We start from the raw sequence: 14,875 nt of genomic DNA, 5'->3' as shown, positions 1-14,875 counted from the left end.
AGGAACATCTTATGAAAAAAACGAAAAAAACGATTCTACTTTCTCTAACTCTTGCGGCGTCATTGCTCCATGCTGAAGACAACGGCGTTTTTTTAAGCGTGGGTTATCAAATCGGTGAAGCGGTTCAAAAAGTGAAAAACGCCGACAAGGTACAAAAACTTTCAGACGCTTACGAGAAATTAAACAAGCTTTTGGCCAACGATAATGGCGCTAGCTCAACAACAAGCGCCACAGCGATCAATCAAGCGATTGGCAATTTAAACAAAAGCGCGCAAAATTTAATTGACAAAACAGACAATTCCCCTGCCTATCAAGCCACGCTTTTAGCGCTCCAATCCACGGTGGGGTTATGGAATAGCATAGCTTATGCGATCATATGCGGAGGCTATACGGATAAGCCCAATCACAACACCACGGAAACTTTTTACAACCAGCCAGGACAAAATTCAAATTCGATCACTTGCGGTGGGACTGTGGGGTTACTTGCAGCAGGCAAAAATTCTCATCTGTCCATTGAACAATTTGCAACGCTCAATAAAGCGTATCAAATCATCCAAGCCGCTTTGAAACAAGGTCTCCCTGCTTTAAGCAATACAAAAAAAACGGTGGAAGTAACCATTAAAACAGCAACCAACGCTCAAAACATTAATGTCAATAATAACAATAACAATGCTGCTGACACTACAGTTAGCATAACTGATACTTTTATTAACGATGCGCAAAATCTTTTAACCCAAGCGCAAACCATCATCAACACCCTTCAAGACAATTGCCCGCAATTGAAAGGGAAGTCTAGTAATGGTAGTAGTAACGCAAACACCCCTTCATGGCAAACAAGCGCTAACCAAAATTCGTGCAGCGTTTTTGGCACGGAATTTAGCGCTATTTCAGAGATGATTAGTAACGCTCAAAACATCGTTCAAGAAACCCAACAACTTAATACCACCCCACTAAAAAGCATCGCCCAACCCAATCATTTCAACCTTAACTCTCCTGATAGTATCGCTTTGGCTCAAAGCATGCTCAAAAACGCTCAATCTCAAGCAGCGGTTTTAAAACTAGCCAATCAAGTGGGGAGCGATTTTAACAGAATTTCTACAGGAGTTCTTAAAAACTATATAGAAGAATGCAGCGCGAATGCTTTAAGCGAAAGCGTTTCTAATGACACTTGGGGGAAAGGCTGCGCGGGCGTGAAACAAACTCTAACTTCGCTAGAAAATAGCAACGCTTCTTTTTCTAGCCAAACGCCTCAAATCAATCAAGCTGAAACCCTCGCTAACACCATTGTTCAAGAACTCGGTCATAACCCTTTCAGACGAGTGGGTATCATTAGTTCTCAAACCAATAACGGGGCGATGAACGGGCTTGGGGTGCAAGTGGGTTATAAGCAATTTTTTGGGGAAAAGAAAAGATGGGGGTTAAGGTATTATGGTTTCTTTGATTACAACCATGCTTATATCAAATCCAGCTTTTTTAATTCGGCTTCTGATGTGTGGACTTATGGGGTGGGTAGCGATTTATTGTTTAATTTCATCAATGATAAAAACACCAATTTTTTAGGCAAGGATAACAAGCTTTCTTTCGGGCTTTTTGGGGGTATCGCCTTAGCAGGGACTTCATATGGCTTAATTCTCAGTTTGTGAATTTAAAAACCATCAGCAATGTCTATAGCGCTAAAGTGAATACGGCTAATTTCCAATTTTTATTCAATTTGGGCTTGAGAACCAATCTCGCTAGACCTAAGAAAAAAGATAGCCATCATGCGGCTCAACATGGCATGGAATTAGGCGTGAAAATCCCTACCATTAACACGAATTACTATTCTTTTCTAGACACTAAACTAGAATATAGGAGGCTTTATAGCGTGTATCTCAATTATGTGTTTGCGTATTAAACGCTCTCTTTTAAAGGAGGGGGTTTAAACTTCTAAAAAATTTCTAAAGCTAAAAATTTTCAAAAAACAATCATTAAACCCAAAAATGAAATTTTAAGGTATAACGCTTCCGCCATTTTTAATTTTCCATGGCAAACTCCTTTTTAGAATTTATCCCCATAAATCCACTTGTGGGGGGCGTTTGTTTTGCAACAATCTTTCTCAAAACCATACCCATCAAATTTAAAAAAAACGCTCTCTCAAAAACCACTAAAGAGTAAAATTACCTTACAAAATGAGCTTTTTTGTGGTTTTTATTAAAAACGATCGTTTTTTAGCGGAGTTTTTAAAAAAAAGGGTTTTTTACTCACTCTTTTTGATTTAAACAACACAATCAAGCGTCTTAAGGCAATTTAAAATAAAATAGCGCTAGCATGACCCCAAAGCCCCTTATTAAATTAATCTATACCAAATAGTAAGGAGTTATCTAACATGGGGTTTTTCAAGCTTAAAGAACACAACACTAACATTGCCACCGAGTTTAGAGCGGGTTTAACGACTTTTATCACCATGATTTACATCGTGCCCTTAAACGCTCTTATCCTTTCTCACGCCAACATGCCTTATGAAGCCCTTTTAAGCGCAACAGCCATTATCACTATCTTATCGAGCGTGTTTAACGGGTTATGGGCAAACACCCCCATCGCCATGAGCGTAGGCTTAGGGCTGTCAGCTTATTTTAGCTTTGGGCTAGTTCAAGGGTTAAAACTCCCTTGGCAGAGCGCTTTAGGCATCGTAGCGCTCTCTGGAGCGATTTTTGTGATCTTGTCTTTCACCAAATTTAGAAGTTGGGTCATGCGAAGCATTCCTATCGACTTAAGGCGTGCGGTGAGCGCGGGGATAGGGGCTTTTATCGCATTTATTGGTCTTAAAGAAATGCATATCGTCGTTACCCATAAGGCTACGCTTGTAACCTTAGGCGATTTTAGCGATCCGCATGTGTTATTAGGGGTTGTGGGGATCATTGTAACTTTTGCGCTCTACACGCTTAAGATCAAGGGTTCTTTCATTATAGCGGTCTTAATCACCTCCATTCTCGCATGGGTTTTAAAGCTGGCTCCTTACCCTAGCGAGTTTTTTTCCATGCCCGCTAGCATTAGCCCTATCGCTTTTCAATTAGACTTTAAGGGCATTTTTTTTGATGCGAGCGGGGCTTTCACTCTAGCGTTAGTGCCAGTCATCATCACTTTTTTTGTAACCGATTTGTTTGATTCTTTAGGCACGCTTGCAGGGATTGGCCACAAGACTGATTTTTTCAATGATGAAGAAAAAAATAAGGAATTAGAAAGGACTTTAGAAGCGGATGCGGTGGCTTCTTTAGGGAGTGCGGTGGTGGGCGTTTCTACCACGACGGCTTTTATAGAAAGCGCGAGTGGGGTTGAAGAGGGGGGCCGCACAGGGCTTACAGCGGTTTTTACCGGACTATTTTTTGTTTTAACGCTCTTTTGCTTACCCCTTTTAAAAGCCATTCCTGGCAATGCGATTTATCCGGTGCTAGTGGTAGTGGGGGTTTTGATGTTTAGCGTGTTAGAGGGGGTGAATTTTAAAGACATGGCTATTAGCGTCTCCACTTTTTTAACCGTGGTGATGATGCCTTTAACTTTCTCCATTGCTGATGGCTTAGCTTTTGGCTTTTTGTCTTATGGTATCATCAAATTAGTTCAAAAAGACTTCAAAGCCCTCAATTCTGGCATTATCATTCTCTGCATCATTTCTGTTTCTGTATTTATCTTTCGTTAAGCTCTTTTTAAAGAACTTTGCATTTTTTACCCATTTTATAGCTCTTTTGCTTGATTTGGGTAGTTTATTATCTCAAAACAATTACAATAGCATTATTATTATTGTATCAGTTCAATAAAAGGAAATGGTATGCAAAAAACTTCTAACACTTTGGCGCTGGGGAGTTTAACAGCGTTATTCTTCTTAATGGGTTTTATCACGGTTTTAAACGATATTTTAATCCCGCATTTAAAACCCATTTTTGACTTGACCTATTTTGAAGCTTCACTCATTCAATTTTGCTTTTTTGGGGCGTATTTTATCATGGGAGGAGTTTTTGGGAATGTGATCAGTAAAATCGGCTACCCTTTTGGCGTGGTGCTTGGTTTTGTGATCACAGCGAGCGGGTGCGCGTTGTTTTATCCAGCGGCGCATTTTGGCTCTTATGGGTTTTTTTTAGGAGCGTTGTTTGTTTTAGCGAGCGGGATTGTGTGCTTACAAACCGCCGGTAATCCCTTTGTAACCCTGCTTTCTAAAGGCAAAGAAGCCAGAAATTTGGTTTTAGTTCAAGCGTTCAACTCGCTTGGCACGACTTTAGGGCCTATTTTTGGGAGCTTGTTGATTTTTAGCACGACTAAAATGGGCGATAATGCAAGTTTGATAGATAAATTAGCCGACGCTAAAAGCGTTCAAATGCCTTATTTGGGCTTGGCGGTGTTTTCGCTTCTTTTAGCGCTCATCATGTATCTTTTGAAATTGCCTGATGTGGAAAAAGAAATGCCCAAAGAGACGACGCAAAAAAGCTTGTTTTCGCACAAACACTTTGTTTTTGGGGCTTTAGGGATCTTTTTCTATGTGGGAGGAGAGGTTGCGATTGGCTCATTCTTGGTGCTAAGCTTTGAAAAGCTTTTGAATTTAGACCCTCAATCAAGCGCGCATTACTTGGTGTATTATTGGGGAGGCGCGATGGTGGGCCGTTTCTTAGGTAGTGTTTTGATGAATAAAGTTGCCCCTAATAAATACCTGGCTTTCAACGCCTTAAGCTCTATTGTCCTCATTGCTTTAGCCATTCTCATTGGAGGCAAGATCGCTTTATTCGCTCTGACTTTTGTGGGCTTTTTCAACTCTATCATGTTCCCTACCATCTTTTCTTTGGCTACGCTCAATTTAGGGCATCTCACTTCTAAGGCTTCTGGAGTGATTAGCATGGCGATTGTGGGAGGAGCGTTAATCCCCCCCATTCAAGGCGTGGTTACAGACATGCTAACAGCAACCGAATCAAATTTGCTCTACGCTTATGGTGTGCCGTTATTGTGCTATTTTTATATCCTCTTCTTTGCGCTTAAAGGGTATAAGCAAGAAGAAAACTCCTAAAAAAAAAGGGGGGGGTTTCTCTTTTATTTTCTTTCTTTTAGCTTGTTTTAAAAAATTTAAAAATGCTAAATTAAATAAGGTTTTATTGATCAGCGTTTGAAACCAAAAGGCATGCAAATTTTAAAATTTTTAAGATGCGATCAAAAATATCCCCAACGAATAAGGAAAAATCCCCTAACCACAAAAGATTAAGAGATTTTAAGAATGAAGCAAAGAATAAAGATTAGTAAATGGGTTTAGCGTCCTTGAATTTATATTCCGTAAGAAACCCAGTGCCATCAAAATTACCCACCAAAGAGATCTTTGCAATATCACCCACTTGGCAATCGGTTTCTAAGATAAGATAAGGCACTTCATCCTTACCGATTAAAGTGATCACACGACCCTTTTTTTCACGACTTTGTTTGGGGAACTCTTTAGAATCAAGGCCTGTGGTATTATCGCCGGTTTGGAGCATTCTAAAAGCATAGCACATGCCGTCATTGATTTGAGCACTATAAATTTTGCCTTTTTTAACTTCTTTTTTAACCCCCGGTTTAAGCGCGATGCGTATCTCTGAGTGGATCTCAGCTTCTTGCATTTTGCCTTTATAATTACGCACTTGCACTTTATGCACGCCATTAGGATCTCCCTTTTTAAGCAGAGAATCTTCATAACTGAATTTTTGAATGTCTAAATCCCCATCAACAAAGCTCCTAGCATCAAGCTGAACGCTCAAAAGCCCTAGCAACCCCACTAATGAAAACTTCAAACAACGCTTATAAAAATAACTCATCAACAATCCTTTCAATGTAAAATCAAACAAATGTATCTCAAAATGAAAAACAAAAAGATCACAAAACCGCTAATTTAGCAACAAAAATGCGCTTCTGTCAAGCAAAACCTAAAAAATCATTCAAAAATGATTTCTTCAGGCTTGATTTCATCTCCATAAACAGGCGCTAAAGTCTCTTGATAAGCTTCTTTTAAAAAGTCGCTAGAAATGAGGGAATCAATCTCGTTATTCAACCATTCTAAAAGCTTAGGGTTGCCTTTTTTAATCGCTGGAGCGATCACATCCTTATCGCCAAGGCTTGTAATGCCTAGTTTAAACTCGGGGTGTTGTTTCGCCCAAGCGAGCAATAAAGTGTTGTCATGGGCTAGAGCGATAGCCTTGTTGTTTAAAAGGGCTAAAAAAGTCTCTGTGTTTTGCTCGAATTTCAAAAGTTTGATGTTGGGGTAATTTTTAGTGAAATAAAAATCCGCTGTCGTGCCTTTATTCACAATCAGCTCTTTATCTTTCAACTCTTCTATATTTTTAATGACTCCATCTTTAGAAATCACCCCTAAAGCGACTTTCATATACGGCTTAGCGAAATCCACGACTTTTTCTCTTTCTTTAGTGCGCGTGAAATTGGCCATGATAATATCCACTTTATTGGCTTTTAAAAATTCCACCCTAGCTGAAGCTTCTACAGGAATAAACTCAATCTTATTTTCATCGCCCAATAAATCAAGGGCCATGCGTTTAGCGATGACGACATCATAGCCTTGATATTTCCCTTTAGAATCCACAGAGCCAAAAGGAGGCTTATCGCTAAAAACCCCCACTTTTAAAACCCCTCTTTGTTTAATGACTTCTAAAGCGTCCTTTTTTTCTTTATGGCTATCAGAACATGCACTAAAGACTAAAGCGATCAAAACTAAAAACAGCCCCCATACCTTAAAAAGCCCGTTTGTTTTCATAAAAACACCTTTTTTTGAAATTAAAATCATCTTTTTAGCAAACTTTATTTAACAGCTCCCTAAAAAATGGAAAGTTTCTAAAAATTTTTGCGCTCTTTGAGATTTAGGGTTATTAAAAAATTCTTTAGCGCTGTTTTCTTCAGCGATTTTACCGCTATCAAAAAACACGATTTTATGAGCGATTTTTTGCGCGAATTTCATTTCATGCGTTACAATCACCATGCTCATGCCCGTTGTGGCTAATTCTAAAATCACTTCTAAAACTTCTTTAACCATTTCAGGATCTAAAGAGGCGGTTACTTCATCAAAAAGCATGATTTTTGGCCGCATGCATAAAGAACGCACGATCGCTACTCGTTGTTTTTGCCCGCCGCTCAATTCTTTGGGGTAAGCTTGTTGTTTATGTTCCAAACCCACTCGTTTTAAAAGCTCTATGGCTTGAGAAATGGCCTCATCTTTGGATCGTTTTTGCACTTTTAAAGGAGCGAGTAAGATATTATCCAGCACGTTTAAATGCGGGAACAATTCATAATTTTGAAACACCATGCCTATTTTTTGGCGCATTTTATTCCAGTTGGTAGTTGGCGTATTAAGGTTGGTGTTTTCAAAAAGAATTTCACCTTCATCAATCTTTTCAAGCCCGTTCAAACACTTTAAAAAAGTGCTTTTCCCGCACCCGCTAGGCCCTAAAATCACTGCCACTTCACCCTTATTTAAAGTGAAATTGATGCCGTCTAAAACCAAATGGTTTTGATAGGTTTTTTTTAACCCTTTGGTTTCTAAAATCACGCTCATTTTACCCTCTAATGTATTGGAATTTTTTTTCTAAATAGGAACTATACAGGCTCAAACTATAGCATAAACTAAAATAAAACATTAAGATAACGCCATAAACCACAAAGCTCGCATTAGGCATGCGTAAGAGGTTAAGCTCTATGATTTGCTGGCCCACTTTTAACAAATCAATCGCTCCAATGAGAGAGACTAAGGCCGTGGTTTTAATCATGCGCGTGAATAAATTAAGGCTTGAGGGCAATAAAGACAAAAAGCTTTGAGGGAAAATAATATTAAAAATCACCTTTTTTGAATCCATGCCTAAGGCTAGAGCGCTTTCTACTTGGTGTTTGCTCACGGAAGTTAAAACCCCTCTAGTCAAATCCATCATTTCAGCGCCCCCCCACAAGCTAAAAACGACAATGCTCGCCAAAACCGCGCTAATATGCAAATCAAACCAGCTCGCTAACCCGAAATACACAATAAAAAGCCATGCTAAAAGCGGGATGATGCGAACGCTTTCTAAATACACACGACACATTAAAACCATTATTTTAGAACCAAACGCCATCAAGCTCCCCAAAAGTATTCCAAAAATAATTGAAATCATTGCAGAGCTAAGAGCGATCAAAAGAGTGATCTCAAACCCTTCTAACAAACGCTTAAGATTATCTAACTCTAATAAAACTCCCATTTTTAAGCCACTTTCTTTTTAAAGAAACGCTCTAAGATCACAAACAAAACGCTTAAAGGGAGCAAAGCGATCAAATAAGCGGTGCTTAACATCAAAAGGCTTTCAGTTGTTTTATAATAAATGCCAATCAAATCTTTTGCCACAAACATGATATCGGTTAGGGCTATCGCGCCCACTACAGAAGTTTCTTTGAGTAAAAAAATCACATTCGCCCCTATAGAAGGCATAGAAACGCTTAAACTTTGAGGCAGAATAATATAATACATCATTTTCAAAGGGCTAAACCCTAAACTCAAAGCGCTTTCTTTTTGAATGGAAGCTAGGCTTTTAAACCCGAGTAAAAAACTTTGACTCATATACCCCCCACCCAAAAACCCTAACGCTAAAATCGCGCATTCTAAAGCGCTCAAACCGATTTCATTCAACCCGTAATACAAAAAGAAAAGCTGGATGAGTAGGGGCGTGTTCCTAGCGATTTCGCCATAGATATAGACGATAGGAGAGATAAAGCGCGTTTTAAAATACAAAATGATCGCGCACAAAAACCCCACCAAAAGAGAGAGCAAAATCCCAAAGAAAGAAATATAAAGCGTGAGTTCTAACCCCTTAAAAAACGCAGGGATGGAGTGAAACATAAAATCCCAATCTAATGCCATAACGCTATACCTTAAAATTAATGACGCTTTAAAGCATCATGTTTAAAACGGCTCTTACTTGCCCTAATTGTTAGAAGTTTGGAAAACCCAAGCCTTTAAGCGGGAAGTTTATGAGCTATTTTGCCACTATTCCTATTCAAAGAAATTTTGGATTATAATAAAAAAACTGGCTGAAATTAACAACAATGATTAAACAATCATTAAATGGAGAGGACATGCAAAAAAGTTTAGTTTCTTTGGCTTGGGTTTTTGCCGCTATTTTAGGGGCGATCTGTTTAGGGGTGTTAGCCTTACACAAGGGCGAGAGCATTAACACGCTATGGCTTGTAGTAGCGAGTGCTTGCATTTATAGTATAGGCTATCGTTTTTATAGCCATTTTATCGCTTATCGGGTGTTAAAGCTAGACGATAACAGAGCCACGCCCGCATGTATAAGGAATGACGGCAAGGATTTTGTGCCAACCGATAAAGCCATCACCTTTGGGCATCATTTCGCCGCTATTGCTGGGGCTGGCCCTTTAGTAGGCCCGATACTAGCCGCTCAAATGGGTTACTTGCCCTCTATCTTATGGATTTTGATAGGCTCGGTTTTAGGGGGTTGCGTGCATGATTTTGTGGTGCTTTTTGCTTCCATTAGGCGCGATGGCAAGTCTTTAGGCGAAATGATCAAGCTTGAAATGGGTCAATTTGTAGGCATGATCGCAAGTCTTGGCATTTTAGGGATCATGCTCATTATCATTGCGATTTTAGCGATGGTGGTGGTGAAGGCTTTAGCGCATTCGCCTTGGGGCTTTTTTACGATCGCTATGACCATTCCCATTGCGATTCTTATGGGGCTTTACATGCGGTTTTTCAGGCCGCATAAGATTTCAGAAGTTTCTGTTATCGGCTTTATTTTGTTGATTATAGCAATTTATGCGGGCAAATACATTTCTTTAGATCCTAAATTAGCGTCAATCTTCACCTTTGAAGCCAGCTCTTTAGCGTGGATGATCATGGGTTATGGTTTTGTGGCTTCTATTTTACCGGTATGGTTTTTACTCGCTCCACGAGATTATTTAAGCACTTTTTTAAAAATTGGCGTTATAGGGGTGTTGGTTGTGGCCATTATTTTTGTCGCTCCGCCCTTACAAATCCCTAAAATCACGCCCTTTGTAGATGGCAGTGGGCCTGTGTTTGCAGGAAGCGTGTTCCCTTTCTTGTTTATCACGGTGGCTTGCGGGACGATTAGCGGCTTTCATGCTTTAATTTCTTCAGGAACGACCCCTAAAATGCTCGCTAAAGAAAGCGACGCCAGGCTAGTGGGCTATGGCTCTATGGTGATGGAGAGCGTTGTGGCTCTTATGGCGTTGGTGTGCGCAGGGATTTTACACCCAGGGCTTTATTTCGCTATCAATTCGCCAGAAGTGAGCATCGGTAAAGATATAGCTGATGCGGCTTCGGTGATTAGCTCATGGGGGTTTAATATCAGCGCTGAAGAAATCAGTGAGATGACCAAAAACATCGGCGAAAGCTCCATTTTGAGCCGCACCGGTGGGGCACCCACTTTTGCGATCGGTTTAGCGATGATTGTGTATCACATTTTAGGGGATCCAAGCGTGATGGCGTTTTGGTACCATTTTGCGATTTTGTTTGAAGCTTTGTTTATTTTAACCGCTGTGGATGCTGGCACACGAACCGCTCGTTTCATGATCCAAGATTTGCTCGGTAATGTTTATAAGCCTTTGGGCGATCTTAGCTCTTATAAGGCTGGGATTTTTGCCACTCTTTTGTGCGTGGTAGGGTGGGGGTATTTCTTGTATCAAGGCACGATCGATCCTAAAGGGGGGATTTATACGCTATGGCCTTTATTTGGCGTGAGCAATCAGATGTTAGCGGGCATGGCGTTGTTGTTGGTTACGGTGGTGTTGTTTAAAATGGGGCGTTTTAAAGGGGCGATGATAAGCGCTTTGCCGGCAGTTTTGATTTTAGCAATCACTTTTTATAGCGGTGTTTTAAAGGTGGTGCCAAAGAGTGATGACAGCGTGCTTAATAACGTTTCGCATGTGGCTCAAATGCAAATCATTAAAGAAAAAATCGCGCTCACTACCGATGAAAAAGCGCTAAAAACGCTCCAAAAATCCTTTTTTAACCATGCGATTGATGCGATTTTGTGCGTGTTTTTCATGTTTGTGGCGTTGTTAGTGTTGATCGTGAGCGTTAGGATTTGCTCAAACGCTTATTTTAAAAATCAAATTTACCCGCCGCTGGCTGAAACGCCCTATATCAAAGCCGCTTGAATAAAAAAGGGGTTTTAACCCCCCTTTAAATCCATAAAAAAATTTGACCCTGTTCGTGAAGCACCCAAACACTAAAGATGCTTGGGATTTCTGCTCTGGTTTTTAAAAAGCTATCGCTTGCTTTTTTAAAAGCTCAATTTTGAAGATGATGAAGATAATGGGTATTTTGCTTAATGGGTATGATTTAAAAAGGGCTTTTGCTTGAAAAGAAATTTGATATATAGAGATTAGAGAGGAACAGCGTTAAAAAACGCCTATCATATCGTAGGAGACAGCATCAAAATAATGCCTACCATATTCATAGGGGGTAGCATCAAAAAGACGCTACTAGAGCCGTGTATAACGCGCTCCTGTCAGAATAAAGGGCGGGGAAGTTTTTAGGCACAGGCCCGTTTTCACCCGGTTTAAAGCCTTTATTAGTATGCACGCCATAATATGCAAGATCCACGCTGCCGCTCAAGTATTCAGTGAATTTATAGGCTAAAGAGATCATCGCTCTCGCTTCCCAAGAAACCACTGAATTGGAGTATTGTGTGGCGAATTTCCATGTGAATTTTTTGGCAAAATGAGTGCCGCCACAAGAAAGGAAAATGGTAGCAGCATCTCTTTTAAGGGCTGTGCCTGTAAAACCCGCATAGACGCTGTTACTCCCCATTATCACACCGCTTGGATTCCCCATGTTGCCTATCCAACCATTAGCGTTTTGAAAGACTTTATAAAAGGCGATTGAAACATTGTAATTATTGATGTCAAAGCGTTGGCGGATAATGAGGTTTTGCCCGTTTTGAGTGGCAGGCGTGTCGTATCTATAGACTGGGCTTCCATTGGATTTAACGATCATCCAAGGGTAGTAAATGGGGAAAAACCCTATGACAGCCGTATCCGAGCGAAAGCCTGTGCCGCTAAAATTGGGGTTAGAGTCCCAACCAATCTTAACGCCTGGAGCGTTAAAGATTTGAGGCGAAAGGTAATAAAAGCCTTCTATGAGGAAACGATGAGGTTTATAGGTGAGTTGCACCGCATGCGTGCCATAAAGCACCTTTCGCCCATGGCTATCATAACCTCCCTTATCGTTTTTGGTAAAGCCTCCGCTATAAGTGGTCCGTGCGGCAAACCAATCCATTAAAAACGAACCATAAGCGAACGCCCTCCCAAAAGAGCTAAACCAAGTCAAACGCGCATGCTTGTATTGCCCAGAAACTTGAAAGCCTTGCGTTTGACCGCTTTTATAAGGCATAGTGGAGAGATAGCGTCCGGCTTTTATTTCAAAATAATTCTTATAAGCGTATTCTAAATACGCATCGCTAAAGACATAGTTACGGACATTTTTGTTGTGTTTCATGTTTTGTGTCGCTAAATCATCGCTTTGTAAGATGTTTGTATAACCCCCCATGAACCCATCGTAATAACCAAAGAGGTTGTAAGCCACAGATCCGTCTTCAAACTTCTTTGTGCCGTCATAGAAAATAGATCCGACCATCCCCCCTATTTTGCCTTTTAGAACATGATCTGAAACCTTTTTGGGTAACAGGCTAAAACCAAGCCCTAAATAGCCCGCAATCGTTGCGAATTGCTGCATAGGGTAGATGCCTCTTTCTTTATTGATTTTATGCTGGTTAAAACCGATCGTGCTGGATTGATCCACAAAGCCGTTGAGCTTAGCTTCAAAACCTTGTAAAGAAGAGCTTAAAAATGCCCCAAAGAATAAAACCTGACTTGCCTTTTTCATGCATGCCTCCTAAAATGAGATTGATAAATGCAAATGCTTTTAAAGATAAATCTATTCTTTAGTTTTTATTATTCTTAGCTTTGAAATAATTATAATATGTAAAATAATGCATATGATGAGAAAGTTAAGCTTTTAAAAGCTAAAAACGATTAATTTGTGGAAAATTTACTCTCTTTAAATTCAAATGGCTAATATATGGCGCTAAAATCCGTTATGATTAACGGATTATTTTGAATGGAGCGCTTGAAAATGGGGGTTAAGCCTTGCTTTATTGTTTTTAGGTTTTATCTGGTTATAAAACAAAGCCTATTGGTTGTAATTCTTATACAATTCTATTAAGCGCTTAGTGGAGCTGTCAAAATAAGCGTTGCTTTTATGCCCTTCTAATTCTTGTAAAATCGGCACGGCTAACTCTTTCCCAAGCTCCACGCCCCATTGATCAAAGCTGTTAATATCCCAAATAACCCCTTGCACAAAGACTTTATGCTCATAAAGAGCCACTAACGCCCCAATATTGCTTGGCGAGATCTTTTCTAATAAAAGGATATTAGAGGGGCGGTTGCCAAAAAACACCCTGTGGTGGGCTAAATCTTTGGCTTCATCTTTGTCTAAGCCTTTAAAGAGCAATTCCCCAAGCGCTTCTTCATAACTCTTGCCTTTCATGAAGGCTTGCGCTTGCGCTAAAACATTGCTGAATAAAATCTCATGGTGGCCTTTAGCGTTAGGTTTTTTGTCTAAAGAAGCGATAAAATCAATGGGGATTAAATGCGTGCCTTGATGCAAGAGCTGGAAAAAGGCGTGCTGAGCGTTAATGCCCATATCGCCCCAAACAACAGGGCATGTGTCATAGGGGATGATTTCGCCTTTTTTGCTGATGCGTTTGCCATTGCTTTCCATATCCAATTGCTGAATGAATTTAGGGAAATGCCTTAAATACTGATCATAAGGAGCGATTAAATGGCTTTTGGATTGGAAAAAATTGATATACCACACGCCAATTAATCCCATTAAAACGGGTAAATTGCTTTCAAAAGGGGCGTTTCTAAAATGCTCATCCATCAAATACGCCCCTTTCAAAAGAGCGTTAAAATTTTTCTTCCCTAAATAGATCATAATGGATAAGCCAATAGCCGACCACAAGCTATAACGCCCCCCTACAAAATCCCAAAATTCAAACATGTTATGCTCATCAATGCCAAATTGTTGCACGGCTTCTTTATTGGTGGATACCGCTACAAAGTGCTTAGCGATATGCTTTTCATCGCCGCTCCTTTCTACAAACCATTTTCTAGCGGTTAGGGCGTTGGTTAAGGTTTCTTGAGTGGAAAAAGTCTTAGAAGCCACGATAAAAAGCGTACTGGCTGGATTGATTTTTTCCAAAACATCTAAAATTTGCGTGCCATCCACATTAGACACAAAATGCATTTTTAATCTCGGATGGCCGTAGCGTTTTAAGGCGGTGCAAACCATTAAAGCGCCTAAATCTGACCCTCCAATACCGATATTGACAATATCAGTGATCACTTGATTGGTATAGCCTAATCTTTTACCGCTCCTCACGCTATCGCTAAAGGCTCGCATGCGTTTTAAAACGCTCCGAACGCTTTTTAACACTTCCATGTTGTCTAGTAAAATTTCAGTGTCATTCAAGCTTCTTAAGGCGGTGTGTAAAACGGCCCTTTTTTCGGTGGTGTTGATTTTTTCGCCCTTAAACATCGCTTCAATCTTTTCTTTTAAAGAACAATCCTTCGCTAATTCAAAAAGAAGCTTTAAAGTGGTATCGTTCAGGCGGTTTTTGGAATAGTCCAAGCTCAAGCTTTCCAATTGCACGAAATAACGGCTCGCTCGCTCTTTGTCTTTAGAAAACCAATCGCGCATGTGCATTTCTTTAATTTCTTCATAATGTTTGAGTAATTTTGGATAAGTTTTTAATTGGGTTAGCATCAATACCCCTTAATTAAAAGATATAACGCTGTATTATAAGCTAGTTTT

General features: G+C 40.0%; 10 protein-coding genes and 1 pseudogene. 4 read left to right on the top strand and 7 right to left on the bottom strand.

Annotated features, from left to right (window positions below; translation table 11 throughout):
* Nucleotides 1-11 precede the first annotated feature (11 nt).
* From EAL87_RS04525 to EAL87_RS04515, 3 genes and pseudogenes are all read left to right on the top strand, one after another.
* A pseudogene (locus tag EAL87_RS04525) lies at nt 12-1,894 on the top strand (outer membrane protein).
* A gap of 471 nt (nt 1,895-2,365) precedes the next feature.
* Nucleotides 2,366-3,673 carry an NCS2 family permease gene (locus tag EAL87_RS04520; RefSeq protein WP_120913265.1) on the top strand — a complete coding sequence of 436 codons (1,308 nt, stop codon included), beginning with the start codon at nt 2,366-2,368 and terminating at the stop codon, nt 3,671-3,673.
* Nucleotides 3,674-3,802: 129 nt separating this feature from the next.
* Nucleotides 3,803-5,026 (top strand): sugar MFS transporter, encoded by a 1,224-nt coding sequence (locus tag EAL87_RS04515; RefSeq protein ID WP_120913263.1) that lies wholly within the window; start codon nt 3,803-3,805, stop codon nt 5,024-5,026.
* Between the two features lie 223 nt (nt 5,027-5,249).
* Here the strand turns inward: EAL87_RS04515 and EAL87_RS04505 are convergent, their stop codons facing one another.
* The 5 genes from EAL87_RS04505 to EAL87_RS04485 all read right to left on the bottom strand — a co-directional run bounded on the left by EAL87_RS04505 (nt 5,250) and on the right by EAL87_RS04485 (nt 8,875).
* On the bottom strand, nt 5,250-5,801 hold the full coding sequence (locus tag EAL87_RS04505; protein ID WP_120913259.1) for a hypothetical protein: 552 nt from the start codon (nt 5,799-5,801) through the stop codon (nt 5,250-5,252).
* Nucleotides 5,802-5,917: 116 nt separating this feature from the next.
* Entirely contained in the window at nt 5,918-6,751 is an 834-nt protein-coding gene (locus tag EAL87_RS04500; protein WP_120913358.1) for a transporter substrate-binding domain-containing protein, read from the bottom strand.
* A 48-nt stretch (nt 6,752-6,799) separates the two neighbouring features.
* Nucleotides 6,800-7,546 carry an amino acid ABC transporter ATP-binding protein gene (locus EAL87_RS04495; RefSeq protein WP_120913257.1) on the bottom strand — a complete coding sequence of 249 codons (747 nt, stop codon included), beginning with the start codon at nt 7,544-7,546 and terminating at the stop codon, nt 6,800-6,802.
* Between the two features lies 1 nt (nt 7,547).
* The gene (locus EAL87_RS04490; protein ID WP_120913255.1) at nt 7,548-8,219 is read right to left on the bottom strand and encodes an ABC transporter permease subunit; all 672 of its coding nucleotides are present in this window, start codon (nt 8,217-8,219) and stop codon (nt 7,548-7,550) included.
* Between the two features lie 2 nt (nt 8,220-8,221).
* The gene (locus EAL87_RS04485; protein WP_120913253.1) at nt 8,222-8,875 is read right to left on the bottom strand and encodes an amino acid ABC transporter permease; all 654 of its coding nucleotides are present in this window, start codon (nt 8,873-8,875) and stop codon (nt 8,222-8,224) included.
* A 185-nt stretch (nt 8,876-9,060) separates the two neighbouring features.
* On the opposite strand from EAL87_RS04485, the gene EAL87_RS04480 reads away from it, so the two are divergent.
* On the top strand, nt 9,061-11,154 hold the full coding sequence (locus tag EAL87_RS04480) for a carbon starvation CstA family protein (RefSeq protein WP_162972607.1): 2,094 nt from the start codon (nt 9,061-9,063) through the stop codon (nt 11,152-11,154).
* A gap of 313 nt (nt 11,155-11,467) precedes the next feature.
* Here EAL87_RS04480 and hofH read toward each other — a convergent pair whose 3' ends face one another.
* A complete protein-coding gene (gene hofH / locus EAL87_RS04475; RefSeq protein ID WP_120913249.1) occupies nt 11,468-12,883 on the bottom strand; it encodes an outer membrane beta-barrel protein HofH in 1,416 nt (471 codons plus the stop codon).
* Between the two features lie 306 nt (nt 12,884-13,189).
* Nucleotides 13,190-14,827 (bottom strand): glucose-6-phosphate isomerase, encoded by a 1,638-nt coding sequence (gene pgi, locus EAL87_RS04470; protein ID WP_120913247.1) that lies wholly within the window; start codon nt 14,825-14,827, stop codon nt 13,190-13,192.
* Nucleotides 14,828-14,875 lie beyond the last annotated feature (48 nt).

Origin of the sequence: Helicobacter pylori (assembly GCF_003636935.1) — a bacterium.
In the GTDB taxonomy this organism is placed as follows: Bacteria; Campylobacterota; Campylobacteria; order Campylobacterales; family Helicobacteraceae; genus Helicobacter; species Helicobacter pylori_CH.
The sequence above is the reverse complement of the archived record's forward strand: the minus strand, read 5'-3'. Positions and strand labels throughout refer to the sequence as shown.

Excerpts from the sequence above, each read along its gene's own strand:
- EAL87_RS04520 (WP_120913265.1), top strand. The coding sequence starts at position 2,366 with ATGGGGTTTTTCAAGCTTAAAGAACACAACACTAACATTGCCACCGAG.
- EAL87_RS04515 (WP_120913263.1), top strand. The coding sequence starts at position 3,803 with ATGCAAAAAACTTCTAACACTTTGGCGCTGGGGAGTTTAACAGCGTTA.
- EAL87_RS04505 (WP_120913259.1), bottom strand. The coding sequence starts at position 5,801 with ATGAGTTATTTTTATAAGCGTTGTTTGAAGTTTTCATTAGTGGGGTTG.
- EAL87_RS04500 (WP_120913358.1), bottom strand. The coding sequence starts at position 6,751 with ATGAAAACAAACGGGCTTTTTAAGGTATGGGGGCTGTTTTTAGTTTTG.
- EAL87_RS04495 (WP_120913257.1), bottom strand. The coding sequence starts at position 7,546 with ATGAGCGTGATTTTAGAAACCAAAGGGTTAAAAAAAACCTATCAAAAC.
- EAL87_RS04490 (WP_120913255.1), bottom strand. The coding sequence starts at position 8,219 with ATGGGAGTTTTATTAGAGTTAGATAATCTTAAGCGTTTGTTAGAAGGG.
- EAL87_RS04485 (WP_120913253.1), bottom strand. The coding sequence starts at position 8,875 with ATGGCATTAGATTGGGATTTTATGTTTCACTCCATCCCTGCGTTTTTT.
- EAL87_RS04480 (WP_162972607.1), top strand. The coding sequence starts at position 9,061 with ATGATTAAACAATCATTAAATGGAGAGGACATGCAAAAAAGTTTAGTT.
- hofH (WP_120913249.1), bottom strand. The coding sequence starts at position 12,883 with ATGAAAAAGGCAAGTCAGGTTTTATTCTTTGGGGCATTTTTAAGCTCT.
- pgi (WP_120913247.1), bottom strand. The coding sequence starts at position 14,827 with ATGCTAACCCAATTAAAAACTTATCCAAAATTACTCAAACATTATGAA.